At 35.1% G+C, this 24,132-nt stretch carries 26 protein-coding genes; 19 read left to right on the top strand and 7 right to left on the bottom strand.

Features of this window, described 5'->3' with window-relative positions:
- Nucleotides 1-66 precede the first annotated feature (66 nt).
- From paaZ to BLS98_RS22415, 5 genes are all read left to right on the top strand, one after another.
- A complete protein-coding gene (gene paaZ / locus BLS98_RS22400; RefSeq protein WP_089739657.1) occupies nucleotides 67-2,562 on the top strand; it encodes a phenylacetic acid degradation bifunctional protein PaaZ in 2,496 nt (831 codons plus the stop codon).
- Nucleotides 2,563-2,751: 189 nt separating this feature from the next.
- Entirely contained in the window at nucleotides 2,752-2,913 is a 162-nt protein-coding gene (locus BLS98_RS23470; protein ID WP_167356274.1) for a bacteriocin-like protein, read from the top strand.
- 158 nt (nucleotides 2,914-3,071) lie between these two features.
- The gene (locus BLS98_RS22405; RefSeq protein WP_089739659.1) at nucleotides 3,072-3,848 is read left to right on the top strand and encodes a DUF4241 domain-containing protein; all 777 of its coding nucleotides are present in this window, start codon (nucleotides 3,072-3,074) and stop codon (nucleotides 3,846-3,848) included.
- A gap of 8 nt (nucleotides 3,849-3,856) precedes the next feature.
- Nucleotides 3,857-4,552: an SMUG2 DNA glycosylase family protein gene (locus BLS98_RS22410; protein WP_089739661.1), complete on the top strand. Its 696-nt coding sequence runs from the start codon at nucleotides 3,857-3,859 to the stop codon at nucleotides 4,550-4,552.
- A gap of 34 nt (nucleotides 4,553-4,586) precedes the next feature.
- Nucleotides 4,587-7,271, top strand: coding sequence for a DEAD/DEAH box helicase family protein (locus BLS98_RS22415; RefSeq protein ID WP_089739663.1), 2,685 nt, complete (start codon nucleotides 4,587-4,589; stop codon nucleotides 7,269-7,271).
- A gap of 87 nt (nucleotides 7,272-7,358) precedes the next feature.
- On the opposite strand, the gene BLS98_RS22420 is transcribed toward BLS98_RS22415, so the two are convergent.
- The gene (locus tag BLS98_RS22420) at nucleotides 7,359-8,180 is read right to left on the bottom strand and encodes a T9SS type A sorting domain-containing protein (protein ID WP_089739666.1); all 822 of its coding nucleotides are present in this window, start codon (nucleotides 8,178-8,180) and stop codon (nucleotides 7,359-7,361) included.
- A 35-nt stretch (nucleotides 8,181-8,215) separates the two neighbouring features.
- Complete coding sequence (locus BLS98_RS22425; protein ID WP_089739667.1) at nucleotides 8,216-8,767, bottom strand: phage tail protein; 552 nt, start codon at nucleotides 8,765-8,767, stop codon at nucleotides 8,216-8,218.
- A gap of 321 nt (nucleotides 8,768-9,088) precedes the next feature.
- Here BLS98_RS22425 and BLS98_RS22430 point away from each other — a divergent pair, with 321 nt between their 5' ends.
- The gene (locus tag BLS98_RS22430; protein ID WP_089739670.1) at nucleotides 9,089-9,853 is read left to right on the top strand and encodes an enoyl-CoA hydratase/isomerase family protein; all 765 of its coding nucleotides are present in this window, start codon (nucleotides 9,089-9,091) and stop codon (nucleotides 9,851-9,853) included.
- Nucleotides 9,854-9,904: 51 nt separating this feature from the next.
- On the opposite strand, the gene BLS98_RS22435 is transcribed toward BLS98_RS22430, so the two are convergent.
- Nucleotides 9,905-10,435: a hypothetical protein gene (locus tag BLS98_RS22435; RefSeq protein WP_089739671.1), complete on the bottom strand. Its 531-nt coding sequence runs from the start codon at nucleotides 10,433-10,435 to the stop codon at nucleotides 9,905-9,907.
- A gap of 198 nt (nucleotides 10,436-10,633) precedes the next feature.
- On the opposite strand from BLS98_RS22435, the gene BLS98_RS22440 reads away from it, so the two are divergent.
- The 9 genes from BLS98_RS22440 (at nucleotide 10,634) to BLS98_RS22480 (ending at nucleotide 16,241) form a co-directional block, all read left to right on the top strand.
- Complete coding sequence (locus BLS98_RS22440; protein WP_089739674.1) at nucleotides 10,634-11,251, top strand: hypothetical protein; 618 nt, start codon at nucleotides 10,634-10,636, stop codon at nucleotides 11,249-11,251.
- A 71-nt stretch (nucleotides 11,252-11,322) separates the two neighbouring features.
- Nucleotides 11,323-11,613, top strand: coding sequence for a winged helix-turn-helix domain-containing protein (locus tag BLS98_RS22445; protein ID WP_045492574.1), 291 nt, complete (start codon nucleotides 11,323-11,325; stop codon nucleotides 11,611-11,613).
- Between the two features lie 74 nt (nucleotides 11,614-11,687).
- The gene (locus BLS98_RS22450) at nucleotides 11,688-11,993 is read left to right on the top strand and encodes a hypothetical protein (RefSeq protein ID WP_089739676.1); all 306 of its coding nucleotides are present in this window, start codon (nucleotides 11,688-11,690) and stop codon (nucleotides 11,991-11,993) included.
- 48 nt (nucleotides 11,994-12,041) lie between these two features.
- Nucleotides 12,042-12,527 carry a Coq4 family protein gene (locus tag BLS98_RS22455; RefSeq protein WP_089739678.1) on the top strand — a complete coding sequence of 162 codons (486 nt, stop codon included), beginning with the start codon at nucleotides 12,042-12,044 and terminating at the stop codon, nucleotides 12,525-12,527.
- 10 nt (nucleotides 12,528-12,537) lie between these two features.
- Nucleotides 12,538-12,843: a hypothetical protein gene (locus BLS98_RS22460; protein WP_139166172.1), complete on the top strand. Its 306-nt coding sequence runs from the start codon at nucleotides 12,538-12,540 to the stop codon at nucleotides 12,841-12,843.
- 12 nt (nucleotides 12,844-12,855) lie between these two features.
- Entirely contained in the window at nucleotides 12,856-14,226 is a 1,371-nt protein-coding gene (locus tag BLS98_RS22465) for a DUF4153 domain-containing protein (protein ID WP_089739683.1), read from the top strand.
- A gap of 12 nt (nucleotides 14,227-14,238) precedes the next feature.
- A complete protein-coding gene (locus BLS98_RS22470; RefSeq protein ID WP_089739685.1) occupies nucleotides 14,239-14,925 on the top strand; it encodes a DUF1361 domain-containing protein in 687 nt (228 codons plus the stop codon).
- A 204-nt stretch (nucleotides 14,926-15,129) separates the two neighbouring features.
- Entirely contained in the window at nucleotides 15,130-15,669 is a 540-nt protein-coding gene (locus BLS98_RS22475) for a hypothetical protein (RefSeq protein WP_089739687.1), read from the top strand.
- A 59-nt stretch (nucleotides 15,670-15,728) separates the two neighbouring features.
- A complete protein-coding gene (locus tag BLS98_RS22480) occupies nucleotides 15,729-16,241 on the top strand; it encodes a hypothetical protein (protein WP_045501846.1) in 513 nt (170 codons plus the stop codon).
- A 162-nt stretch (nucleotides 16,242-16,403) separates the two neighbouring features.
- Here BLS98_RS22480 and BLS98_RS22485 read toward each other — a convergent pair whose 3' ends face one another.
- From BLS98_RS22485 to BLS98_RS22500, 4 genes are all read right to left on the bottom strand, one after another.
- Nucleotides 16,404-18,059, bottom strand: a complete 1,656-nt coding sequence (locus BLS98_RS22485; protein WP_089739688.1) for a S8/S53 family peptidase — start codon at nucleotides 18,057-18,059, stop codon at nucleotides 16,404-16,406.
- Nucleotides 18,060-18,266: 207 nt separating this feature from the next.
- A complete protein-coding gene (locus tag BLS98_RS22490) occupies nucleotides 18,267-18,863 on the bottom strand; it encodes a hypothetical protein (RefSeq protein ID WP_089739690.1) in 597 nt (198 codons plus the stop codon).
- Nucleotides 18,864-18,876: 13 nt separating this feature from the next.
- Complete coding sequence (gene dtd / locus BLS98_RS22495) at nucleotides 18,877-19,326, bottom strand: D-aminoacyl-tRNA deacylase (protein ID WP_089739692.1); 450 nt, start codon at nucleotides 19,324-19,326, stop codon at nucleotides 18,877-18,879.
- 8 nt (nucleotides 19,327-19,334) lie between these two features.
- Entirely contained in the window at nucleotides 19,335-19,793 is a 459-nt protein-coding gene (locus BLS98_RS22500) for a Rieske (2Fe-2S) protein (RefSeq protein ID WP_089739694.1), read from the bottom strand.
- A gap of 110 nt (nucleotides 19,794-19,903) precedes the next feature.
- Between BLS98_RS22500 and greA the strand changes: the two genes are divergently transcribed.
- The 4 genes from greA (at nucleotide 19,904) to BLS98_RS22520 (ending at nucleotide 24,129) form a co-directional block, all read left to right on the top strand.
- Complete coding sequence (gene greA / locus BLS98_RS22505) at nucleotides 19,904-20,374, top strand: transcription elongation factor GreA (RefSeq protein WP_089739696.1); 471 nt, start codon at nucleotides 19,904-19,906, stop codon at nucleotides 20,372-20,374.
- Between the two features lie 57 nt (nucleotides 20,375-20,431).
- Nucleotides 20,432-20,821 carry an HIT family protein gene (locus BLS98_RS22510; protein ID WP_089739698.1) on the top strand — a complete coding sequence of 130 codons (390 nt, stop codon included), beginning with the start codon at nucleotides 20,432-20,434 and terminating at the stop codon, nucleotides 20,819-20,821.
- Between the two features lie 74 nt (nucleotides 20,822-20,895).
- The gene (clpX, locus tag BLS98_RS22515; RefSeq protein ID WP_089739700.1) at nucleotides 20,896-22,083 is read left to right on the top strand and encodes an ATP-dependent Clp protease ATP-binding subunit ClpX; all 1,188 of its coding nucleotides are present in this window, start codon (nucleotides 20,896-20,898) and stop codon (nucleotides 22,081-22,083) included.
- Between the two features lie 75 nt (nucleotides 22,084-22,158).
- Complete coding sequence (locus BLS98_RS22520; protein WP_089739702.1) at nucleotides 22,159-24,129, top strand: T9SS type A sorting domain-containing protein; 1,971 nt, start codon at nucleotides 22,159-22,161, stop codon at nucleotides 24,127-24,129.
- Nucleotides 24,130-24,132 lie beyond the last annotated feature (3 nt).

Raw genomic sequence — 24,132 nt, forward strand, 5'->3', positions numbered from 1 at the left:
TCCTAGCAAAGCGAAGAATTTCATGGGTAAACTGTTAGATTGATACACTGTTAAATTAAGTATTATATGGAAAAACTAAAAAACTATATCTACGGACAATGGGTAGAAGGAACCGGAGCTGGAATTCCTCTATATAATGCCGTAACAGGAGAGCAGGTAGCTATTTCTGATACTGAAGGACTGAACTTTGAGCAAGCTCTTGATTATGGTAGAACGGTAGGTTACAAAAACCTTTCTTCCATGACGTTCTACGACCGTGGAGAAATGTTGAAAAGAGTAGCACTTTACTTATTAGAAAGAAAGAAAAAATATTACGAGTTATCATACAAAACAGGAGCAACACATGTTGATTCTTGGGTGGATATTGAAGGAGGTTTCGGAACCTTCTTTACCTATTCAGGATTAGCGAAGAGAATGCTTCCTAACACTCCGTTTTGGGTAGATGGAGATACTCAGAAGATTTCAGCTAATGGAACTCATTTGGGAACTCACATCCTGACACCAAGTGAAGGCGTTTCTGTGCAGATCAACGCCTATAACTTTCCTGTTTGGGGAATGTTAGAAAAGTTATCCACATCATTGTTGGCAGGAGTGCCGTCTATCGTGAAACCATCACCTTTCGGATCTTATCTTACGAATGTTGTTTTTCAGGATATGATTGAAAGTGGTGTTTTACCAGAAGGTGCAGTACAATTGGTATGTGGAGAACCTGGAAATATTCTGGATTATGTTCAGGATGGAGACTCAGTTCTGTTTACAGGTTCTGCCACTACAGGAAGAAAACTGAAATCACTTCCATCTGTTGCAGGAAATGCTGTTCGTTTCAATATGGAAGCAGATTCATTGAACTGCTCTATTCTTGGGTTGGAAGCAAAACCGGGAACTCCGGAATTTGATTTATTCATCAAAGAAGTGCGTAACGAAATGACCACAAAAGCAGGTCAGAAATGTACAGCCATCAGAAGAATCATTGTTCCTGAGCATTTAATTGGAGATGTTCAGAATGCTTTATCTAAAGCTTTAGATCAAACAAAAATCGGAAACCCATTAAGCAGAGAAACAAGAATGGGATCTTTGGTGGGAAGACAGCAATATGAAGAAGTTTTAAGAAAAGTAAATATCTTAAAATCAGAAACCGAACTTGTTTATGACGGAAAGCACGAGTTGGTAGACGCCAGCTATGAAAACGGAGCATTTATGAGTCCTAAGTTATTCCTGAATGACAAACCTTTCGAGAAAAACATATCTCACGATGTAGAAGCTTTCGGGCCGGTATCTACATTAATGCCATACAAAGATGCCGAAGAAGCAGCTGCACTGGCAAAAAGAGGAAAAGGAAGTTTGGTAGGATCTATTGTTTCTCATGATGAAAACTTTATTGCAGAAACGTCATGGAAAATGGCTTCTCAACACGGTAGAATCTTTGTACTAAACAGAGATAATGCTAAAGAAAGTACAGGTCACGGCTCACCACTTCCTACATTAATGCATGGCGGACCTGGTAGAGCAGGTGGCGGAGAAGAAATGGGAGGTCTTAGCGGTCTTCATTTCTTCCTACAAAAAACAGCGATTCAGGGATCTCCGGATGTATTGAAAGCTATTACCAAGATTTATCAACAGGGTGCAGAGAAAAAATTCTCAGATAAACACCCTTTCCAGAAGTATTTTGAAGAAGTTGAAGTTGGAGATTCCTTAGAAACAGCAGGAAGAACCGTTACTGATGCAGATATCGTAAACTTCTCAAACGTTTCATGGGATCACTTCTACGCACATACTGATGCTACAAGCTTAACAGGGACTATTTTCGATAAAACGGTTGCACACGGATACTTCATCCTTTCGGCAGCAGCAGGATTATTTGTTTCTGGTAAAAAAGGACCTGTAATTGCGAATTACGGATTAGAAGAATGTAGTTTCTTCAAGCCAGTATATGCTGGAGATACCATTACGGTTTATTTAACAGCAAAAGAAAAAATCAACAGAGGTGTAAAAGGAAGAAATATTCCTTCTGGCGTGGTAAAATGGTTGGTAGAAGTAATCAACCAAAGAGATGAGATAGTTTGTGTAGCTACGATCTTAACATTGGTGGCAAAACAATCTCCTTTTATTGATCTGAATGTGAAAAATGTTCAGAAGATATTAGGTGGATTAACAGAAAGTACAACTGCAGCGTGGGGGAAAATGTCTGCACAGCAAATGATTGAGCACTTAGAACAAGGAGTGTTGGTAAGTTTGGGAGAACCAGAAGCAGAGAAATGCTTCACTCCTGAAGAACATCTTGAAAAATGGCAGGATTCTCTTTATAATCACAGAGCAATGCCAAAAGACTTTACAGCTCCATTCCTACCACAGGATGGTTCCCTTCCGGAACTTACCCACAAGAATCTGGAAGCTGCCAAACAATCATTTATTGATAACCTGAAACGATTTGTAGTGTATTACAAAGAAAATCCACAGGCAGAGCATATGAACTTTGTATTCGGAAAACTGAATAAAGAAATGTGGGAACTGATGCATAAGAAGCATTTTACCCATCATTTTGAACAATTTGGATTAATTTAATTTAAATCAAAATATAAATTTATAGTCCCTTTAGGTTTTTGCTTAAAGGGATTTTTTTAACCTTGACAAGGATGGGTAACTTTTATAATACCAGGTTATTATATGAAATATTTGCTAGGAAATGATTAACTTTAATAGGCGAAATCCGAAAAGCATATAGAGTAGGAGAGAATATCAAAACTAATTGCTATGAAAAACTTAAAAAAACTTTCAAGAAATGAATTGAGATCTCTTAAAGGAGCAGGACCAATATGGAATTGTACTCCTCATTCCTGTCCTCCGGGAGTTTGTTGTATTCCTGGAAGATGGCCAGACCTTGGAGCTGCATGTGTCATATGTGCAAGTTCTTAGTTTAATTAATCTTTAAAATTTAAAATAGGTAAAGCAGCATTTCATCAGATTTGCTGCTTTGTTTTAATAATCTTTTGTTAAAACACTCAACTATATTTGATCGCATTGCATTTATTCGTTATTTTCAAGATTAAAATCAATTCAAAAAATAAGCAACAATGAATGAAAGCTGGATGCAAAAATGGGAAGAGATAAAAGACAAATTGATATCTCCTGTAGATATTGAAACCTATTTTACCTCAGATGAAATCATGGATCAGAAGATGGAGGTTATGGAAATAGGAAATGTTTCCCTGCCATCAGGAAAAGTAATCGTAAGAGATCCTCTTGTATATCTGAATCAGAAGGAACAACCTTTTTTTGTTGAGACTCCCAAAGGAAATTTTCCTGTAACCATTGCTGTGGTAAAATTGGAGGATTGGGGAGATCGGTATGCCGCGGCAAAAGTAGAGTTTACTAAAGAAAAACCTGTTCTTTACAGAGAAGCCTTAATTGGTATTGAAAATATTGATGATACTAATGAGGATGCTTTTTTCGGGTTTAATGTGGATGCTGGCTTAGCTTGTATTACCGATCCTGAAGTAGTTCCTCATGTAGATAAGTTTATTGAAGAACTGGATGTAGAGAATATTTACGATGACTATTTTGCTGAACTTTTTGCAAAAAGCTATAAAGAAAATCCGAGAAACCAAAGAGATCTGGGAGACTGGATTAATTGGACAGTTCCTAATACAGAATATCAGATCCCAATATTTGCTAGTGGAGTAGGAGATGGAGTATATCCTGTTTATTTTGCCTATGATGAACAGAACAAATTATGTGGATTATATATTCATTTTATTGATATTGAATTAGAGCTGTCAGAATATGATGAAGATGAGGAGGAAGAGGATGAAGATTCAGATCAGCCGGATAATTTTGTTTTTCTGAAATAAATGATTCTATGAATAAAACTTTTGCAGAACAGGTTATTGAATTCAATGAAACCATTGTTTACTCAGGAAGTCTTCCAGATGGTTTCGAAGTATTGAATCCGTATCTGGATAATCCGGAGACAATGCAGGTGATGCAAAAGTTTTATCACAAATATTATAATGATTTCCACAAAAGAAAATTTATTATTGGAATTAATCCCAGCCGCCATGGAGCAGGCGTAACAGGAGTTCCGTTTACAGATACCAAGAGGCTGGAAAGTGTATGTGGAATAGAAATGAAATCTGCCCATACCCATGAAGTTTCCTCCGTGTTTATGTACGATATGATTGCAGACTATGGAGGTGCAGATCTGTTTTATAAAGATATTTACATCAACTCACCATTTCCTTTGGCCATTGTTAGAAAAACAAAGAATGGTTGGCTCAATGCTAATTATTATGATGATAAAGAGCTTTTCCGGGATGTAAAAGATTTTATGATCGAAACATTGAAAAAGCATCTCAGTCTAAATCTGGACACTTCAGAAGTCTTTGTTCTTGGTAAAAAAAATGCCGAATTTATTTCAAAACTCAATAAAGAAGCTCAGCTTTTCGATACAATGACTGTTTTGGAGCATCCCCGCTATATTCAGCAATACAAATCAAAAGAGAAACAGTTGTATATCGATAAATATATTTTAGCTTTAAAAGATAAAAATCAGTAATTCTGGTAATCCTGTTTTTTATTAAATTGTAAACATGAATGTTTTCCCTAAGAACACAACTTTTAAATATAACTGGCGGACTTATCAGAAGAAATTTCTGGATCATCTCGACGAATACCTTATAGATAATCATCTGCATGTCTCTGCGCCACCAGGTTCAGGAAAAACAGTTCTCGGATTAGAAGTGATGCTGAGGCTGGATAAACCCACACTCATCGTTGCTCCTACATTAGCTATTAAAAACCAATGGATCCAGAGATTCTGTGAACTATTTCTTAATACAGAAACCGTTCCTGAATGGATATCTTCTGACATCAGAAAACCAGGAATTATTACAGTAACAACCTATCAGGGAATTCATTCCGCTTCCGAAGCAACCGAAGAAGAAGGAGAAACAGTTGTGAAATCTTCAAAAGTCCCGGCCTCAGAAATTATAAAACGATTGCAGAAGCAAAAAGTAGGAACCCTCATTTTGGATGAAGCCCATCATTTGAAAAATGCATGGTGGAGAAGCCTTATGGATTTGAAGAATAAAATTGAACCCACCATTGTTTCCCTTACAGCTACACCTCCCTTTGATGTTTCCGGCTCGGAATGGCAAAAATATATCCAGTTGAACGGGCCAATAGATGTAGAAATATCTGTTCCTGAGCTGATGATTGAAGGAGACCTTTGTCCCCATCAGGATTTAGTACACTTTACATTACCTTCTCAGGAAGAACAAAAGAAAATTGAATACTATCATACCCATGCTTTAAGCTTTTTTGATGAAATAAAAAAAGATGAAGTATTCCTTAATGCTATTGAGCAGCATCCTGTATACCAAAAACCGTTGGAGAATTTAGATTGGATCTATGAAAATATATCTTCCTATACTTCTGGTCTGGTATATCTTCATTTCAGAGGGAAAGAAATTCCCGAAGTCCATTTTGAAATTATTGGGGATCAGCAGAAGTATATTCCCGAATTTGATTTCTTCTGGATGGAAGAATTGCTTGACTTTTACTTATTGGTAGATGAGGTTCAATTTAAAAATTATGAAGATCACCGTACTGATCTCGGAAACAGGTTAAAGAGATATGGATTTCTGGAACAAAAAACCTTGAGTTTCTTTAATAGTAAAAATCTAAATCAGATCCTTAATTCAAGTATAGGTAAACTTCAAGGAATAAAAGATATTGCTGATTTTGAGTTTTCCGTTCTTAAAGATAATTTAAGAATGGTTATTCTTACCGATTTTATCAAAAAGGAGTATTTAAATAATGAGACTCAGAATACACTCAATCTTGATAAAATAGGAGCTATTCCAATCTTTGAAAAATTAAGACGTGAAAATTCTCAGCAGAAAAAAATCGGAATTCTTACAGGAAGTCTGGTGATTATTCCTGCAAGTGCAAAAAGTATATTTGAAGAGCTTTGTACGAAAAAAACATTGTCCGGAATAGGTCTTGTGCCTTTGAGTTATGATCCGGATTATCTCATCATTAGCCTTACAGAACAAATAAAGCATGGTATTGTACACATTATTACAGAAATTTTCCAAAGCGGAGAAATTCATATTTTAATTGGAACAAAATCCTTGCTAGGTGAAGGTTGGGATGCTCCCAAAATGAATACTTTAGTCCTGGCTAGTTTTATAAGTTCCTTTGTTCTTTCAAATCAGATGAGAGGAAGAGTTATAAGGACAGATAAGGATATTCCCCATAAAACCGGGAATATTTGGCATCTGGTATGCTTTGACCCTGGTGACGAAAACGGGGGCCAGGATCTGAATATTATGAAACGTCGTTTCAAGACTTTTGTTGGAGTTTCCAATAAAGAGACTCCTACCATTGAAAACAATTTTGAAAGACTCAATATTAAAACCATAGAAACTACGGAAGACGTTTCAGGAATTAATGACTTATTCTTTGCTTTGGCGAAAGATAGAGATAATCTTATCAAACGCTGGGAAGGGGCTCTTGAGCAGGGAAATATCTTAGTAGAAGAAATACAGGTTCCATCTATCAATATGACTGCTATGCAAGATGTGAAGATGAACTATCTTGGGAAAATGTCGGGAAATATGATGAAGGTGATGGTGTCTTCGGTATTATTATTCTGGCAGAATATTTTATTGGGTATCTTCAGAAATTTACAGGCAATTAATTCTGTAAAAACCTTTTCATTGTTTGTATCTCTATTTGGACTTGCAGGTTTTGTGGTGTATGGAAGAAAGTTATATAGATCTGCAAAACAATATTGGAGGTATCGGGATGTGGGGAAACAACTTGGTGCACTTGCAGAAGTAGTTTTACATGGACTGATTCATGAAAAAATAATAAGAACTTCTTTTGAGCAGTTGAAAATTGTAAGCTCATCCAACAGTAGTGAAGGAGCGTTCTGTTACCTGAAAGGAGGCAGCCAATATGAAAATGCACAGTTTATCCAGACTTTACAGGAATTAGTCTCTCAGATAGATAATCCAAGGTATCTCCTGAAGCAGGAAAGAAAGTCTTTTTTTCTGAAGAATGAACAGTATTTTCCGGTGCCTGAAATTTTTGCGAAAAATAAAAAAAGTGCAGAATTTTTTAATAAAACCTGGAATAAAATTATAGGAACATCAGAACTTCTTTTTACCAGAACTGTGGAAGGACGTAAAATTTTATTAAAACTGAGATTTGAAGCCCTTTTAAAAAGAAATGGAAGAATAGAACATCTTCATAAATGGACAAGATAAATAACAAATCCCTTAATATAATCAAGGGATTTTGTCTTTATGAATTAGAATCTTTATGGGAACAAGTTCGGACGGAACTTATAAATATTAGTTTTTAATAACTTTAGTCGACTCATTAGCTGTTTTGATAAAGTAGATTCCTTTAGGGAATTCTGAGATATTGATTTCATTAGAACCCTTTTGAACCTGAACAGCTTTTAGCATTTTACCATCAGTACTATAAATTTTTGCTTCTGAGCTTTTTTCTGAATGAATAGTAAGAGGTCCATTGGTTGGATTAGGATAAATACTTGCCTCTTTTTTAGAAACTTTAGTCTCTGTTGTATTCAGTGCAATACCGCTGTCTTTTACCCAGGTGAAAGCATCGAGACCTACGTATCTAAAGCCTCCATTTGCCGTAATACGAAGCTCATCAATGATGATGTTTGAGTAATTTTGACCATTTAAGTTAGTCATATCAATTAAGGTATAACCATTGGTAGACCCTAAACTTGTTGCAAACCCATTCGTTTTTGTTTGGGTAAATTTAGTGACACCACTCAACTTTCCGGTTACCGTAATAGAGCCTGTTACATTGAGATCAAGTTCCAGAGAAGAAAGAAACAGCCAAAATTTATTTACTTTAAATAAATTAGAAGTCGTTCTAATACTAAAAGATGGTGGAGATTCAGTATTACTGGAATTATCAATATAACGGTTGTCGTTTGCGGTCCCATTCCAGCCTGTTCCTGGATAGTTAGATTGGATATCAAAAACACTTACATGGGAAATGATATTAAAAATAACCCCGTTATCAGTGAAGCTTGTACTTCCATTTGATTCTGTCTCAAATTGCTCTGTACTGGTCTGCCCAAATGAAAAAATTGAAATGAGCAGACTACAAATCGTAAAAATAGTAGTGCTTTTCATGATTTTTTGTTTTAAATATTAGGTTATGATATATTTTAATCACGTGGAGGGTAAATTCCTTCAACACAGATGATATAATTGAGTCCTAAATAAGGAGGCATATTATTCATAGGTAAATTTTGTCCTACAAATGCAATACTCTGCCCGTTAATAATGGTGTCTGGGTTTGCATTATTTACATAACTTGGGACAACATTGAAGTCCCTTCCAACTTGTGTTCCTGTTATAGCAATAGATGTTGTAGCTGTAGGAGTAGATGTATTGGCATTTTTGTTAGCCACTTTAAGCTGAAATCCAGCGCCAACACTTGGTAGGTTTGAAGCCAATAGTGTGTTTTGGGTTGTTCCTGCCATTACTCCCAATGGATAGTATTCATTAGCGTTTACATTTCCTGCTCCAAGAGCCATACGGCCTTTCAGGTTTGGTAAAGCAAAAGTGGTTATACCATCTCCACCATATGTGGTTCCTAATATAGAGAATAGTGCCGAATTTCTCGAAATGCTTAGTAAGCTTCCGTCACAAAACATCCAGCCTCTAGGTGCAAAATTTCCTGCAAATAATTTAACGATTCCAATGTATTCGTCCATGGTAAATATTTTTTAGCCTTTAATTTTCTTACTCTATTACGGCTTTTCAGATTCCGCCGATTATTGTTTTATTTCCTAGTCAAAGGAACAATTAATATGAAGGCTGTACTAGCGTAGAAAATACCAAATTGAAAACTAGGTATTTCTACGTAAAGGGATATTTTCCTATTCCTTAAGAGCGAAATCAGATCTTTTAATTGGATAACCAATAATTAATTATTTAATAGGAATTTCCAGCTTCCAGCCTAAAAAAATGTATGCATTAAGTTTCTCTAAAAGCACTGTATTTAGTATTTTTGTAAGAATCCAATAAAAATTAAAATGAACGAATTTGTAGTATCAGAAATTAAAAATAATATTGCCGAAATTACTTTCGGAACCCCAAAAAGCAATGCTCTTCCGGGAGCAATTTTAGAAAAACTGGCTCAGACTATTTTAGATGAAGCAGCCAAAGATGAGGTAAAAGCTATTTTAGTAAAAAGCGAAGGTGAAAAAGCATTCTGTGCAGGAGCAAGTTTCGATGAACTTCTGGCCATTGAAGAGCTGGAAGCTTCCACGAAGTTCTTCGGAGGTTTTGCTAAGGTTCTGAATGCAATGAGAAACTGCGGAAAGATTGTTGTAGTAAGAGTTCAGGGAAAAACAACCGGCGGTGGAGTAGGTATTGCCTGCGGTGCTGACTACTGTTTTGCAACAAAAGATTCTGCATTAGCGCTTACAGAGATCAATTTAGGAATAGGACCATTCGTAATTGGACCTTATGTGGAAAGAAAAATTGGAAAATCACAGTTCTCAGCAATGGCTATTGATGCCGACTTCAGATCTGCTGAATGGGCAGAACAGCATAATGTATATCATTCTGTTTCAGACAGCATACAGGAAATGGATGAGAAACTTGAGAAATTTTTACAGACTTTAGCATCAAGAAGCAGTGATGCTCTTGCATTGATTAAAAAAGTTTCGTGGGAAGGAACCGATCATTTTAATGAACTGATGCCGGCAAGAATTCATATGAGTGCAAGCCTTATTTTAGAAGATTCTGCAAAGAAAAATATTGAAGCTATTAAAGAAAGACTGAGAGCCAAATAGGTTTTCATCCCATCCAAAAATAACCAGCCGTTGATTCTTTCAGCGGCTTTTTTAATTCATACGCTCATCGTGATCAAGAGAAAGAACTTCCTTACTGTATTTAAAATAAGTTACCATTACTTTTGTTCCTGTCTCATATTCATCATAAACCTTTTTTTTAACAGGAAGTCTTATCTTTTCTCCTTTGCTGCACCCTGCAAAAGTGATGATATATTCGTCACCTTCCGTTTTATGCTTGGAAATAATAATACTTTTTAATCTGTTTTTGCCATTTTCAAGATCCTTTTTCCATCTTCCTTTGACGTATTGATAGATAAGCCAATGGATAAGCAAAAAAAAGAGATAGAGCGATACTGCAGCTGCAATAAATAAAATGTAATGGTAATATTTGAAGTTCTTAAACTCATTTTTCAAAAAAAAAGCAGCGATAAGCGTTGTTATCATAATAACAGCAATTACAACACCTGAAAAATCTTTAAAAAAATCTTTTTTATGGGTCGCGATCATATTAACCTCTTCCTCGCTTAAAGGAATATTTTCTTGTAAGTATATTTGAGAATAATCAATTAAAACTTTTGTCATAATAAGATAATTAAAGTGAACGGCTATTCTTTTATTTACTTCTATGGATGAATTATAATTGGATCTTTGGCTTCTATGATTTTGATAATCTTAAAGTTAAGAATAATATACAGAGCTTGATTAAAAAATCACTTTAACTGAAAAAAATATTTTGCAGATTAAAAATAAATTATAACTTTGTAATTCAAAGTTCTTTTTATGGATAAGAAAAATTATCACGAAGATTTGTCTCATATCCGTTCCATGATGGAGCGGTCTTCCAGATTTATTTCTTTGAGTGGTCTCTCCGGAGTTGTAGCTGGTGTAGTAGCCCTTTTAGGGGCAGGATATGCCTATTTTGCTATGGAAAGTAAAAAAGTGGAATACATTAACGGAGACAGGCTAAGCTTTACACCTGCATTGGTTCAGGAGTTAATTATCACCGGGTTGGTAGTTTTAGTACTGGCAGTTTTCAGTGGATATATTTTTACTGCCAATAAAAGTAAAAAGAAAGGATTGAAGATCTGGGATTCTACTACCAAGCGGCTTTTAGTTACCTTTGCAGTCCCATTAGCTGCCGGAGGAATCTTTTGTGCGGCTCTTATTTATCATCATCTAGTAGTTTGGGTTGCTCCTACTACTTTGATCTTCTATGGATTGGGATTGATAAGTGCTGAAAGATACACCTTGCCGGATGTAAAATACCTGGGATATTGCGAAGTAACTCTTGGTTTATTTTCCTTGTTCTTTCTGGGCTGGGGATTATTTTTCTGGGCGGTAGGATTCGGTATTTTGCATATAGTTTATGGACTGATTATGCATAAAAAGTATAAATAAAAATTAACTTTGCAGCTTCTTAGGTGCTATTCTACGTAGACAGCACCTGATATCTGCAATCATTATCTATTATGATCAAAATAAGTCAACTCAATAAAGAATTTGAAAGTCGTGTAAGATTGGGCATTATGTCTGTTCTTATGGTGAACGACTGGGTTGATTTCTCTGAAATGAAAGGATTGTTGGAGATCACAGACGGAAATCTTGCCAGTCACAGTAATGCCCTTGAAAAAGTGGGATATATTGAAGTGAAAAAAGAATTTGTAGGAAAGAAACCTAAAACCTCTTATCGTGTTACCCAAAGTGGGAGACAGGCTTTTACAGATCATCTGGATGCCCTTGAAAAATTATTAGGCCGTTAGTCCTATATTTTTTTGAAATTTTACTTTGTAATTCAAAGTTCTTTGTTTTGAAATAAAATTAATTACTATACATTATGAAAGATCAGGAAATTATAAACCTAAGTAAATCAGTGTTTTGGATATGTTTTGTCATTGGAAGTATTTGTCTTCTGGGAGGATTATTCAAACAAGAATCGTTTGCTGTAGCAGGTTATCTGCTGCTGCTTTTTGCTACTCCCATCAACTTATTATTGGTATTAGTTTTTTGGATTTGTGGGCTTGTCAACAGACCCAGATTAAAAACCTATGATAAAGCCATTGGCATACTTTCCATCAATATACCTATTGCTATTCTCTATACATTCATTGGTCTTTATTTATTTTCTGATGGGAACTGGTAAACTGTTTATCCTAATTAAGTTGAAATCTTGTTTTTAAATACATACACTATGAAAAAAATACGCGTTCAGTTTCTGCTTTTTGTGTACGATAAAACGCAAAAACTCTACAGAAAATACTTTAAAAAGAAAAAAAGACAATGGCAGTTCAATGAGAGGCAGCTGCTGGAATTCAAAGAAGATTCACTGGGAAGGAAATTAGGTGAATTTTACCATAAACACGGGTTTTCAATGATTCCCAAAATGGAAAACCACGATGTTCACCATCTGATTACAGATTGTGGAACCAATTTCGAGGATGAAATTGCCATGCAATATCTCCTGTTGGGCAACGGAAAACTCAATGCTCATCTTTTGGCAGCTATCGTATTGGGAAGCCTTATCCTTCCGGAATATATGAAAATCTATCTTAAAGCATACCGGAAAGGGCAGAACATGAGAGCCTTTCATGAATGGGATTTCGAAGGCTTGCTCTGGCAAAATTTTGAGCATCTGAAAGACTTTATCCAACAGAAAGATACCATTGTTCTACATTAAAAATATTGATATGGAAAATATAGAGTTCAGTGCAACCGGAAAATATACTTTTCTTATTTCATTTGGTCTGGGAACATTTCTGTTTATATTATTTATTATCACCCAAAATGAATTTTTACTGTTGTCTGGGTTTATATACGTAATCATTGCAATACTTGTGAATGTTATTGTGCTTTTATATGAACTTCTTGCATTCCTGTTAGACGTTTCAGAAGAAAAGTCTTCCGGTAATTCTGTTCTTCTTCTATTATCCAATATCCCTATTGCAGCAATATATCTTTTGATCATTATCAACTTTTCTCAACTCAATCTTTAAACCTTATATCTTATGAAAACACATCATTATATATTTCTCACAACAGCCCTGTTTGTTATTTTGTTCTACGATCAGGATATGGGGCTGAATTTTGGAATCCTTGGCATTCTATACGCCATTCTGAATTTCTTCAAAACACCAGAAAAAAATAAAACCAGACCTTTTTATATTCTCACAGCTACAAGTATGTTTTCAGGGATTGCATTTGCGTGGTATGGAGACTTTCCTTCATTCCTTGCAGTGGTAAGCTCACTTCTTTTGCTGGCCTATAAATCAAGGAATAGGAGAATGAAAATCCTCTTTCTCATTCCGGTTTTTATAACGAACTGTTGTACTTCAATTTGTAGAATTTTTATGCTTGATAAATGGCTGCCTCAAAGAAATGTTCCGGGAATGTGGCAGAAGATCATGGCATTTGTGCTTATCCCGTTAGTTCTTATATCCGTTTTCTTTGGGATTTATGCAGCAGGAAGTGACCATTTTGCAGCTCTCTTCACAGATTATGAATTAGATATCAACCTTTGGCAGGTTTTCTGTCTTTCCGTGTTAGGATTTTTTATTGCTTTTAGTTTCTGGAATTATGCTGTTGAAAAATTGATTTACAAAAATCATCACTATTTAGATAATGACTTTCATAAAAGTGCTCAGGAACCGAAGTCAACCTATTCTTTCCTTGATCTTGATGCTGAAAGAACGAGTGGAGTAGTATCCTTCTTTTGTCTGAATATTTTGTTGATATTTTTCATTATCACTTATAATTATGAACAATTTTATGAAGTCTCAAAAACACCGGTTCAGCTTTCGGAAGAAACCCATGAGCGTGTTAATGCGGTAATTATGTCTATTGTAATGGCTATTCTGGTCATCATGTTCTATTTCAAATCAGGATTTAATTTTGATCCAAAAGCAAAATTGCTGAAAGTTCTAGCTAAAGTCTGGATTGTTTTGAATGCTGTACTTATCCTGTCTGCAGCAGCTAAAAACTATGAATATATTGTGAACTATGCTTTTACATATAAAAGACTGGGTGTTTTTGCTTTCCTTATTTTATCTCTGGTAGGTCTTGGCTTAACTTTTATTAAAATTCAAAAGCAGAAAAGAAATGCATTCCTGTTCAATACCATGGTGTGGTACTTTTATGGAACTGTTTTGATGTGCAGCTATATCAACTGGGGCGGTTTTATTACCTCACAGAATATAACCAGTAAGAACTTTGATTTACGTTATCATTGGACATCGGTTAATTTCAACTCCGAAAGCCTGATGAAATATGCGGATGAAAAGAATAATCAAGAGCTTAAAAGAGATCTTCAAAATAAAATTAAGGCAGAAAAATCAAAGTCTTTCCTTTCAAAGATCATCTATTATCAAACCATCAAATAATAAGAATACACGATGAAAAAGTTAATGGAATCTCCAAGATTTAAAATGAATGCTTTGCTGGTATTCATGACCTTATTTTGTCTCAGTCTCTCTATTTTCAGGTATTATATTAGTGAAACAAAGGTATTTTTCTTTCTGAATTGGAATCTTTTTCTGGCATGGATTCCTTTATTGCTAAGTACTTTTATTCTGGCATTCAATATTAAAAGTAAATTATCCATCGCTGTGATTATTATGGTCTGGATTTTATTTTTCCCCAATTCACCTTATATTCTGACTGATCTTTTTCATTTAAAAGTAAGAAATACAATTCCTATCTGGTATGATTTGATCGTAATCCTTTCCTATGCCTGGACGGGATTAATCTGTGGTTTCTTAAGTCTTAATGATATTGAAAAGCTCTTATCTGGTTACAGTAAAGAAAGAATTATTAACGGGATCGTAGTACTCTTTTTGTTTATGAGCAGCTTTGGAGTGTATTTAGGAAGATTCCTGAGATGGAACAGTTGGGATATTCTGAACAATCCTTTTGGGCTATTCAATGATATTGTAGTACGGTTTATTTATCCGCTGGAGTATACAAAAACCTGGGGCGTTACCCTTTTAATGGGGATTATGCTCAATTTTATGTATTTCACTTTTAAATTCATTAGAAATAATAACGAAAAGCTTGTTCAGCCTAAAAATATAGACTGTTAAAAAGAGTTGGAACAATTTTAGCATTTAAAAAGGACTGATTAACCAGGATGGTGTTGAAAATAGATAATGGAGATCTGCTTCAAAAAGAGATTTAAATATTGATAATTTCCAATTGAGCATATTTCAAAGGTATGGGAAACTAGAAGAACTTTCATCTCTCAACCTCCAGCTTCCATCTTTCTCACTTCCTCAAAATTAATTATTATGAAAAAAAGCTTATTGTTAATTCCATTGATTATTATTTCATGTAAAAAGGATCCTGCTGTGACAGATATATCTCAAAAGGATTCAACCATTGTAACGGAACTGCCGGACTCTGTCTATAAAGCAGATTCTGTAGCGCTGAGAAAAAAAGATTCAATTATTAACAATGCTCCTGCTACTAAGGAGATTTTACGTAAAGGTGTGATGAGAAGCGAAAAAGAAGGGCAGATTGTAAGAACAGCAGATGCCTCTCAGCTTCCTTTTACACTAGGAGAAGAATTTAAGAAAGATGATCAGGAGCTTATTTTAAAGCTTACCCATTTTGAACAGTCCAATATTAAAGCAACAATTTCTACTAAAGAAAAAGATTTTAATATCAGATTCAACCAAATAAAACTTCCCAATGGAAACTATGATGGTCCTTTTGGAAGAGAAATCACTTATGAGATTCCTGAAAAAGGAGAAGTATGGTTGATTATCGGAAAAAGTAATATGGCTTCAGGAAATACCAAAGGACATTTTACCGTAAGTATTGAATAACATCAATTAATTTGGTACAGTTTCTGCAAATTAACATCAGAAGTTTAAATTTTAAAATTATGAAAAATATCGTTCTAACAGCAATGGCCGCCTCAGCTGTACTTGTAAGTTGCGGAACCGTACAGTCGCTGGTTCAGAATACATTTCCCTATACAACGAATGTTTTAGTTTCCACAGGAGTACCGGCTGATAAAGAAGTTTCTTCCACAGCAACCGCTACCAATGTACAAACATGGTTTGGAGGAAATAATAATGCTCAGATCAAAGATGTAAGAATTTCTGACGCCAAAATTTCCGTAGCCTCTCCTTCCGGAGGAAATTTAAGTGCGTTTAAAACTATTAAAATATATGTTTCATCCAGCGGAACAGGAGAGAGACTGATAGCATCCCGTTCTAATATTTCTACCAATTCATCCAGCATGAGTCTGGATCTGAATGATACAGGATTCCTGGATAGTATTGTAAAAAGCTCGGGGCTTACCGTAAGAACAGTTTATGAATTGAAGAACCAAACATCTTCAGACATGAATATTAAAGTAGCCCTTAATTTCAGCAGTGTCCCTGCGAAATAATTGTTATAAAAGTCTATAAAACAAACCCACCTTCAGAAATACTGCAAGGTGGGTTTGTTACATTATACCTAATAAGTCTTTAATTCTTATAAATATTGAATTGAAGGACTAAACATTCCCCTCCGCTGGAGGGGTGGCAAATCAAAGATTTGACGGGGTGGGTTATAATTTAGTAAATTTCTCTACAACACGTCTTGATCCTTCATTGATATTGATGAGATATTGACCAGTAGGAAGATTGGAAATATTAATTTTTTCACCTGAAGAAACCGTATTTTTTATTACAGATCTTCCTTGCATATTAATGATTTCAATATCCAGCTTTTTATCTTCAGTATTTTGAATAGCAATATAATTGCTGGATGGATTAGGATAAATTTTCACTTCCAGAACAGGTAAAGCTTTAGCAGAAGCTGTAGATTTACCTTCCAGCTGTAAAATGGCATTTTTAACATTCGGAAGCGGACCAATTTTTTTATTAACATCAGTACCACCTTGTGGAATTCCTGTAGAAACCAAAAGACTTCTCATAGCTGCTGGAGTTAAATTCTGTCCTGTAGTCTGACGGTAAAAAGACTGAACAAGTACTGCGGCAGATGCCACAGTAGGCGTTGCAGAACTGGTTCCGCTGAAATAATTATAAGTCCTGTTATTATCATTATCATACTTTGCATACGATCCATAACCTGCTGCCAGAACACTGCTTCCCCATCCTTGTACATCCACTCTGCTTCCATAAGTACTGAAACTTTGTTTGGAGTGAGTAGTATTAGGAGTTCCGGCACCTACAATGATAGCACCGCTGTTTCCTCTTGCTCTGTAGGTAGCATAGAAAGGATCATCAAGATCCTGATTTCCATTTCCTGCCGCTGCAATGATAATAATTCCTGAATCTGTAGCAGCTTTTGTGAGATCCCAGATCACACTGTCATATTCAGCAGGGCAATATTGACCGTCTTTTCCCCCAGTCTGCATTTCATATAAGATAACATCTCCAGATTGAGAAGCATTGATGGATCTGCTTACCGCTGAAGCTCTGTTGTATCCAACAGTAGTCCATTCCATATATCCTTTGATTTCTGAAGCACTGTAAACAGCACCAGTAAGTCCAATATTATCTTTTATTGATCCTAAAATACTTACTACAGCCGTTCCATGATCCCGGTAGTTATTATTGGCTAATCCTGAATTGGGAGAATATCCAGGTTCCAATTGTATAGAATTCTGATTGGTTAACATTTCATGAGTTTTGTAGAACCCATATTCCACATCACGGATACGGATGTTTTGTCCGGTAATCCCTCTTGACCATGCATATTTTGCATTGATTCCCGGGTTGTCATTCAGATAAGTCTGTACACTTTCCAGATCCGGAGTCGCTACAAACATATTGACCAACGGTGGCTCAACTGGAGTACTGCTCATTACAGACACATATTCTATTTCCGGAAATTTTTCAAGGATTTTTGTAATTCTTTGAAAAGTGTCACCATCCTGAGCAGGAATATTGGCTTTAAATATTCTTTTCAGCTTTTGAACAGATTCACCTGAATTTCCGTTCCGTTGGCTGCTGGCGATCATTTCATTAATTTTTTCATTGTTGAAACCCAGATCATAAGTGAAGGATATTCCATTTTCCCTGGCAAACCTTTCCAGTTCCGGATTTTTACTGAGTGCATCCTTTTCCGAAGAGATGCCTTTTGAAAAACATACATAGATCAGATCATTTTGTTTAACGCTGCGATCCGATGGAGATTGTCCAAAGGAAAAGAAGAACGAGAACACCAATAAGGAAAGGAGTTTGATTTTTGTTTTCATATTATTTATATTAAATGGTTGTGAATTGTTTTGGATAATATCAAAAATAATAATAAAATGAAAACAAATCACGTTTTTGTGAATTTATTTTTTAATCAGATTGCATTCGTCTTTGTATAAAGGATTTGCTCTGGTTTTTATAAAAAATACCTTTCAGCAAAACTGAAAGGTATTTCTTGGTTAGGATGTAGTAATTATTTTAACTTCTTAGTAATCAGATTGATTTCCATTAATTTTATGATAGAAAATCTGTTTTTTATTCATGATTTTATATTCAATTCCAATGCTGTCTTTATTAGCATTCACGAGCTTTGCTTGTTGAATAGGCTCATTTCGATCATCACTAGGAATATCAATTGAAGAACGTTGTAAAACCTTTTCTAAAATTTCAATATCGGGTGTTCTGCCTATTTCTTTTTCAAAAATACCTTTCTGTTTATAAATTGATATTTGCGGCTTAGCTAATGCTCCCGGACGATGTCTCTCAATTCGATAGTCGTTATTAAGCGAAATCCTCTGGTAACTATCTATGGTTGAAAAATAGCTGAGAAGAGCGAAAAAAGGAATCATCATGGGCAGAATACTCAAAATAATTCCGGCCACCAAAAGTCCAAAATAGGCTTTAATTGCTTTTTTCTTCCAAAGCCTGATGATAATAAAAACAGTCAGGGCCAGCCAAAGCCAGCCAATAATTTTATTTGTGTAATATCCGGCATAGCTGTATTGATTAAAATTTAAAACAACCTCACTCAGGAAAACTAAGGTGATTACTAAATAAGCGATGACAATATTTTTGTTCTTCATCTGTGTTCTGTTATCAGCTTTTTGTAATAGAATCCATAACGATGGTTACAGGTCCGTCATTGATTAATGAAACTTTCATATCTGCTCCGAAAATGCCGCTTTCAGTTTTCAATCCGGATTTTGCTATTTCTTCTTTAAAATAATCAAATAACGGAACGGCTTTATCGGGTTTGGCTGCTTTAATGAAAGAAGGGCGGTTTCCTTTTTTATAATCTGCAATTAAGGTAAACTGGCTGATGCATAGGATCTCTCCGGAAATATCCTTTACAGAAAGATTGAGCTTGTCATCTTCATCACCAAAGATCCTCAGATTAAGTATTTTCTGAACCAGCCAATCTGCATCCGTTTTTTCATCATTCTCATCAATGCCTACCAGCAGCATTAAGCCTTTCCTTATTTCTCCTACTATTTTTCCATCTACTTTTACATTGGCTTCAGAGACTCTTTGTATAACGATCTTCATTTTTTATTTTAAAAGTAAATATTTAAGGTTTTGCTTGCAGGATCATAATTATAAGAAGTATAAGTCTTAGGAGGAAGAGAGGTTTTAGCCCCATCCAGTGGCTGACCGGTTCTTAAAATCCATTTGGTTCCATCCTTTGGACATAGTATTGCAATATTATCCTTTACCTCAAGGGTGGTATCATTATCAGGACATAAATGAGGAGCATTACGATCATAAACCTTGAAGGTATTTCCAACACGAACTATGATTAATCCTCTGGTTCCGGATTGCTGTTCATTAACATAAATCCAGCCATCATCATAATTCAAAGCGTTATATGCAGGAAGGTTTAAATTTAAAGAAACATTGATTGGGTTGTTCGGAAAGCAGTTCACAGTATCTTCTCTACTTCCGCATGAGTTTATAGATAAATTACTGAAAATCAATAAAATGAAAATAGATAATATCGAAAAAGTTTTTTTCATTTCAATTTAAATTTTTATATATTTGTAGAAATTAAACGATTATAACACGTAAAACATTGTCCGGCAAATGTCGGATTATTTTTTTATACTAAAACTAAATTTTGAAAATTATGGCAAGCTATGTAACAAAGGAGGGCCTTGAGAAAATGAAAGCTGAGCTGGAACAGTTGGAAACTGTGGAAAGACCAAAAATTACTCAGCAGATCGCAGAAGCTAGAGATAAAGGAGATTTGTCTGAAAATGCAGAATATGATGCGGCTAAAGAGGCTCAGGGGATGCTTGAAATGAGAATTTCTAAGCTGAAGGATGTTATCTCAACTTCTAAAATTATAGACGAAAGCCAATTAGATACTTCAAAAGTTTCTATCTTAACTACAGTGAAGCTTAAGAATAATGCAACTAAACAAGAGCAGGTATTTACATTGGTACCAGATAACGAAAGCGACCTTAAAACAGGAAGAATTTCTGTAAACACTCCAATTGCGAAAGGATTACTAGGAAAAGTTAAAGGCGAAACAGCTGAGATTACTTTACCTAACGGAAACAAACTTTCTTTTGAAGTATTAGACATCACTCTATAGTCTGATACCACCTTTCATTTCTAAACTTCCAGTACTTAATCTCTAACTTTTATAAAAATGAGCACTATATTCACAAAAATCATCAATGGCGAAATTCCCTCTTATAAAATTGCAGAGGATGAAAACTTTATTGCATTCCTCGACGCAATGCCTTTGGTGAAAGGACATACTTTAGTAGTTCCCAAGAAAGAAGTGGATTTGATTTTTGATCTTGAAAGTGAAGAATACAAAAACCTTTGGGGATTTGCCCAAGAGGTAGCCAAGAAGATCAAAACTGCAATTCCATGTGTAAGAGTAGGAGTAGCGGTTGTAGGACTTGAAGTTCCCCATGCTCATATCCATCTTATTCCTTTAAACAAGATGGAAGAAATGAACTTCAGAAATGAAAGACTAAAATTAACGAACGAAGAATATACAGAGATTCAAAACTCAATTATTAATTCTTAAAACACAGAAAATCGTAAAAAAGAAATTTTTTACGATTTTCTTTAACATATACATACCTATATATTATATAAAATATGAATCCAAACCAATGTTCATTCTGCGGAAGAAAAAGAAATGAAGTACAAATGTTGATTTCTGGGCAGAACGGTTTTATTTGTGAAAATTGTATAGAGCAGGCACACGTTATTGTGAAAGACAGTGCTTCAAAGTCAGGACATTCACCTGCAGACAATATGGAAGATCTTAAAAAGCCAAAAGAGATCAAAGGATTTCTGGATCAATATGTCATCGGACAGGATCAGGCTAAAAAGCAGCTTTCCATTGCGGTGTATAACCATTATAAGAGATTGCTTCACGCTCAGGACGAAAACAGAGAAGTAGAGCTTGAAAAGTCCAATATCATCATGATAGGAGAGACCGGAACAGGAAAAACCCTTTTGGCTAAAACTATTGCCAGAGAACTTAACGTTCCTTTCTGTATCGTAGATGCTACTATTTTAACAGAAGCAGGATATGTAGGAGAAGATGTTGAAAGCATCCTTTCAAGATTATTGATGGTGGCAGATTATGATGTGGAAAAAGCAGAAAAAGGAATTGTCTTTATTGATGAGATTGATAAGATTGCAAGAAAATCAGACAATCCAAGTATTACAAGAGATGTTTCTGGAGAAGGAGTACAGCAGGGATTGTTGAAGCTGTTGGAAGGAAGTATTGTAAACGTACCGCCACAGGGAGGAAGAAAGCATCCTGATCAAAAATATATTCAGGTGAATACTCAGAATATTCTGTTTATTGCTGGTGGAGCCTTTGACGGAATCAAAGAAATCATTGAAAGAAGAATGAATAAGCAGGCTATTGGTTTCAGTTCTGAAAAAATCAATAAAACTGATGAAGATGAATATGTATTAACAAATATTAATGCAATCGATTTACGTTCTTTCGGGTTAATTCCCGAACTTTTAGGAAGATTTCCAATCATCACTTACCTTGATAAACTCACAAAAGAGACACTGGTAAGAATTATGAAAGAACCTAAAAATTCAATTGTGAATCAATTTGTGGAACTTTTCAAAATGGATGGCACGAATTTGGCAATTACGGACGGAGCAATCGAAAGAATTGTGGAGGAAACCATTGAAAAAGGGTTAGGAGCAAGAGGTCTTAGAGGGACTACAGAAAAGGTCTTGGAAGACTATATGTTTTCAATCGGAGAGGAAAAAGATATAGTATTAACAGAAGATAATATTTTGATTAATAGATAAAAAAGTTTTTTTTTTAAAGAAAAAAATAATACCTTTGCGGGTGAAGATTGTATTAACACACAAATAATTTATACAATGAGAAAAAGTTTATTTGCTATAGGTCTTTTAGCAATTAGTTACTCTGTTCAGGCGCAGATACTATGTCATGTTGACACTAATGCTAATATGTATGTGAGCGAAGGCACCCTAGTTTATAGTGGTGGAGGTGTACAAACAAAAGGCACGGGTCTTTTGGAAGTACATGGAAATGTAATGGTCGTAGGATCAGGCGCAGACGCTTTTAAAACGATTGATGCTGGCGGGGCAAATAAAACCGACGGAGGAAACATCGTTTTGAAAATGAATACTCCTAGTAGCTACGCTACATCTACGTACGGACAGTTGTACATCGATGGATTATCCCAATCCAATGTTACTGGTGTTGTAAGTAAAGAGTATAGAAATGCGAAGCACGGTGATGGTAATTTTTACCAACAAATGGCTTTACCTTTTAATAATAAAGTATTAAGCACTCTATCTCCTGAACTTAACAAAACCTTTACTGATGCCAGATATTCTAAGAATGAAATCTTAACTTGGGATAATGCTACAGTTGTAAGTAATACATTAACAACTGCTTCTGCTACTCAGGTTCCTTATGGGTATTATATGCTGGGATCAAATAATAACAATTTAGATCTTAGCACTCCTCCTGGAGGCGCTAATGCGGTTTACACCGTTAATGGTCAGCCATTCTCAAATTTACCAATCGCTAATTTACAGAACGCGGGTAATAATATTGATTTTGGACCAAGTGGTACTTATAAAAACTCTTATAACGAGAAGTATAATACCTACCTTTATGATCAGTTTGAAGAAACAGCAAGCCCTTGGGCAGGTAATTATGGAAAGAATATCTACGAATTTGGTAACCCTTTTTTAACAAATCTGGATTTATCAGCTATTGGATATCTTGAAACTACTCCGAATGGTATCACAGATGGTAATGCTATCAATAATATCTGGGCAGTTCAATATTATCCAGGTTCTGTGCAATACACCAATGCAGGAAGTTCATTTACGGATCCTCTTATTATGACCTATGATGAAAATACTCATATTCCAGTAGGTGACGTTAATAACCTTATGGTAAAGCCAATGGGGGTTTTCATTATGAAGTTAAGAGATAATACTGCTCAAACTTTGAACTTCAATACTCTTAGAAGATTTAGCAATACAGCAAGACCAGTAAATACTGATTATAATGTAAATGCTAAGAAAGCTTTTGGTAAAGCAACCGGAACTATAAAACAATTAGGAGTAATTGGTCTGGATGCTAATGGTAAAGAGTTAGGAAGAACTTATTATGTGGTTTCAGGACATGCTACTACAGGACATCAGACTTCTACAGCAACTACTGTACAGGCTGCTGCTGGAGATAACTTGTTTGTTACATATGAAGAAAAACAAAGTGGAGGAATTGATCCTAACTATCAATCCAATTATTCATTATACATTAATGAAGCGAATGAGAAAGATTTCTTAGGAAAAGAAATTTTATTAAACAGTTTTGATTATAATGAACCTAATCATATTCAGAAAATTGTTTCTTATAAATTTGAGGTGAGGGAAAATGCTGATAAAATTCCTGCAGGAATTCATCAGTTATCTTCCGGAACAGGATTCTATTATAAAACTGCTAATGGTAATGTAGAAGAGATTAAGCAAGATGCTGTAATTCCTGTAAATTCAAAAACTTACAGTCTATATTATGGAGCTCCAGATAGAGGGTCATTAGCAACTAAAGAAGATAATACTAAAACACTTTCCAGAACAATGGTTGTATATAACCCAGCGGTTAGCAACTATATTGTCAGATTTGATAAAAATTGGAAAAAAGCAGATATTGAAGTTTATGATATGAGTGGTAAACTTATCATCTCTAAGAAAGCAGTAGATGCATCTAAAGATTTCGTGATTGAACTTGATGGTTCAGTGAAGAGCTCTTATGTTGTAAAAGTGGTTTCTGATAAAGGAGTAATAGTTAACACCAAAATCTTAAAATAAATA

Source organism: Chryseobacterium jejuense (assembly GCF_900100075.1).
Taxonomy (GTDB): domain Bacteria; phylum Bacteroidota; class Bacteroidia; order Flavobacteriales; family Weeksellaceae; genus Chryseobacterium; species Chryseobacterium jejuense.

Coding starts and splice junctions, on each gene's coding strand:
- paaZ (WP_089739657.1), top strand. CDS start 67: ATGGAAAAACTAAAAAACTATATCTACGGACAATGGGTAGAAGGAACC.
- BLS98_RS23470 (WP_167356274.1), top strand. CDS start 2,752: ATGAAAAACTTAAAAAAACTTTCAAGAAATGAATTGAGATCTCTTAAA.
- BLS98_RS22405 (WP_089739659.1), top strand. CDS start 3,072: ATGAATGAAAGCTGGATGCAAAAATGGGAAGAGATAAAAGACAAATTG.
- BLS98_RS22410 (WP_089739661.1), top strand. CDS start 3,857: ATGAATAAAACTTTTGCAGAACAGGTTATTGAATTCAATGAAACCATT.
- BLS98_RS22415 (WP_089739663.1), top strand. CDS start 4,587: ATGAATGTTTTCCCTAAGAACACAACTTTTAAATATAACTGGCGGACT.
- BLS98_RS22420 (WP_089739666.1), bottom strand. CDS start 8,180: ATGAAAAGCACTACTATTTTTACGATTTGTAGTCTGCTCATTTCAATT.
- BLS98_RS22425 (WP_089739667.1), bottom strand. CDS start 8,767: ATGGACGAATACATTGGAATCGTTAAATTATTTGCAGGAAATTTTGCA.
- BLS98_RS22430 (WP_089739670.1), top strand. CDS start 9,089: ATGAACGAATTTGTAGTATCAGAAATTAAAAATAATATTGCCGAAATT.
- BLS98_RS22435 (WP_089739671.1), bottom strand. CDS start 10,435: ATGACAAAAGTTTTAATTGATTATTCTCAAATATACTTACAAGAAAAT.
- BLS98_RS22440 (WP_089739674.1), top strand. CDS start 10,634: ATGGATAAGAAAAATTATCACGAAGATTTGTCTCATATCCGTTCCATG.
- BLS98_RS22445 (WP_045492574.1), top strand. CDS start 11,323: ATGATCAAAATAAGTCAACTCAATAAAGAATTTGAAAGTCGTGTAAGA.
- BLS98_RS22450 (WP_089739676.1), top strand. CDS start 11,688: ATGAAAGATCAGGAAATTATAAACCTAAGTAAATCAGTGTTTTGGATA.
- BLS98_RS22455 (WP_089739678.1), top strand. CDS start 12,042: ATGAAAAAAATACGCGTTCAGTTTCTGCTTTTTGTGTACGATAAAACG.
- BLS98_RS22460 (WP_139166172.1), top strand. CDS start 12,538: ATGGAAAATATAGAGTTCAGTGCAACCGGAAAATATACTTTTCTTATT.
- BLS98_RS22465 (WP_089739683.1), top strand. CDS start 12,856: ATGAAAACACATCATTATATATTTCTCACAACAGCCCTGTTTGTTATT.
- BLS98_RS22470 (WP_089739685.1), top strand. CDS start 14,239: ATGAAAAAGTTAATGGAATCTCCAAGATTTAAAATGAATGCTTTGCTG.
- BLS98_RS22475 (WP_089739687.1), top strand. CDS start 15,130: ATGAAAAAAAGCTTATTGTTAATTCCATTGATTATTATTTCATGTAAA.
- BLS98_RS22480 (WP_045501846.1), top strand. CDS start 15,729: ATGAAAAATATCGTTCTAACAGCAATGGCCGCCTCAGCTGTACTTGTA.
- BLS98_RS22485 (WP_089739688.1), bottom strand. CDS start 18,059: ATGAAAACAAAAATCAAACTCCTTTCCTTATTGGTGTTCTCGTTCTTC.
- BLS98_RS22490 (WP_089739690.1), bottom strand. CDS start 18,863: ATGAAGAACAAAAATATTGTCATCGCTTATTTAGTAATCACCTTAGTT.
- dtd (WP_089739692.1), bottom strand. CDS start 19,326: ATGAAGATCGTTATACAAAGAGTCTCTGAAGCCAATGTAAAAGTAGAT.
- BLS98_RS22500 (WP_089739694.1), bottom strand. CDS start 19,793: ATGAAAAAAACTTTTTCGATATTATCTATTTTCATTTTATTGATTTTC.
- greA (WP_089739696.1), top strand. CDS start 19,904: ATGGCAAGCTATGTAACAAAGGAGGGCCTTGAGAAAATGAAAGCTGAG.
- BLS98_RS22510 (WP_089739698.1), top strand. CDS start 20,432: ATGAGCACTATATTCACAAAAATCATCAATGGCGAAATTCCCTCTTAT.
- clpX (WP_089739700.1), top strand. CDS start 20,896: ATGAATCCAAACCAATGTTCATTCTGCGGAAGAAAAAGAAATGAAGTA.
- BLS98_RS22520 (WP_089739702.1), top strand. CDS start 22,159: ATGAGAAAAAGTTTATTTGCTATAGGTCTTTTAGCAATTAGTTACTCT.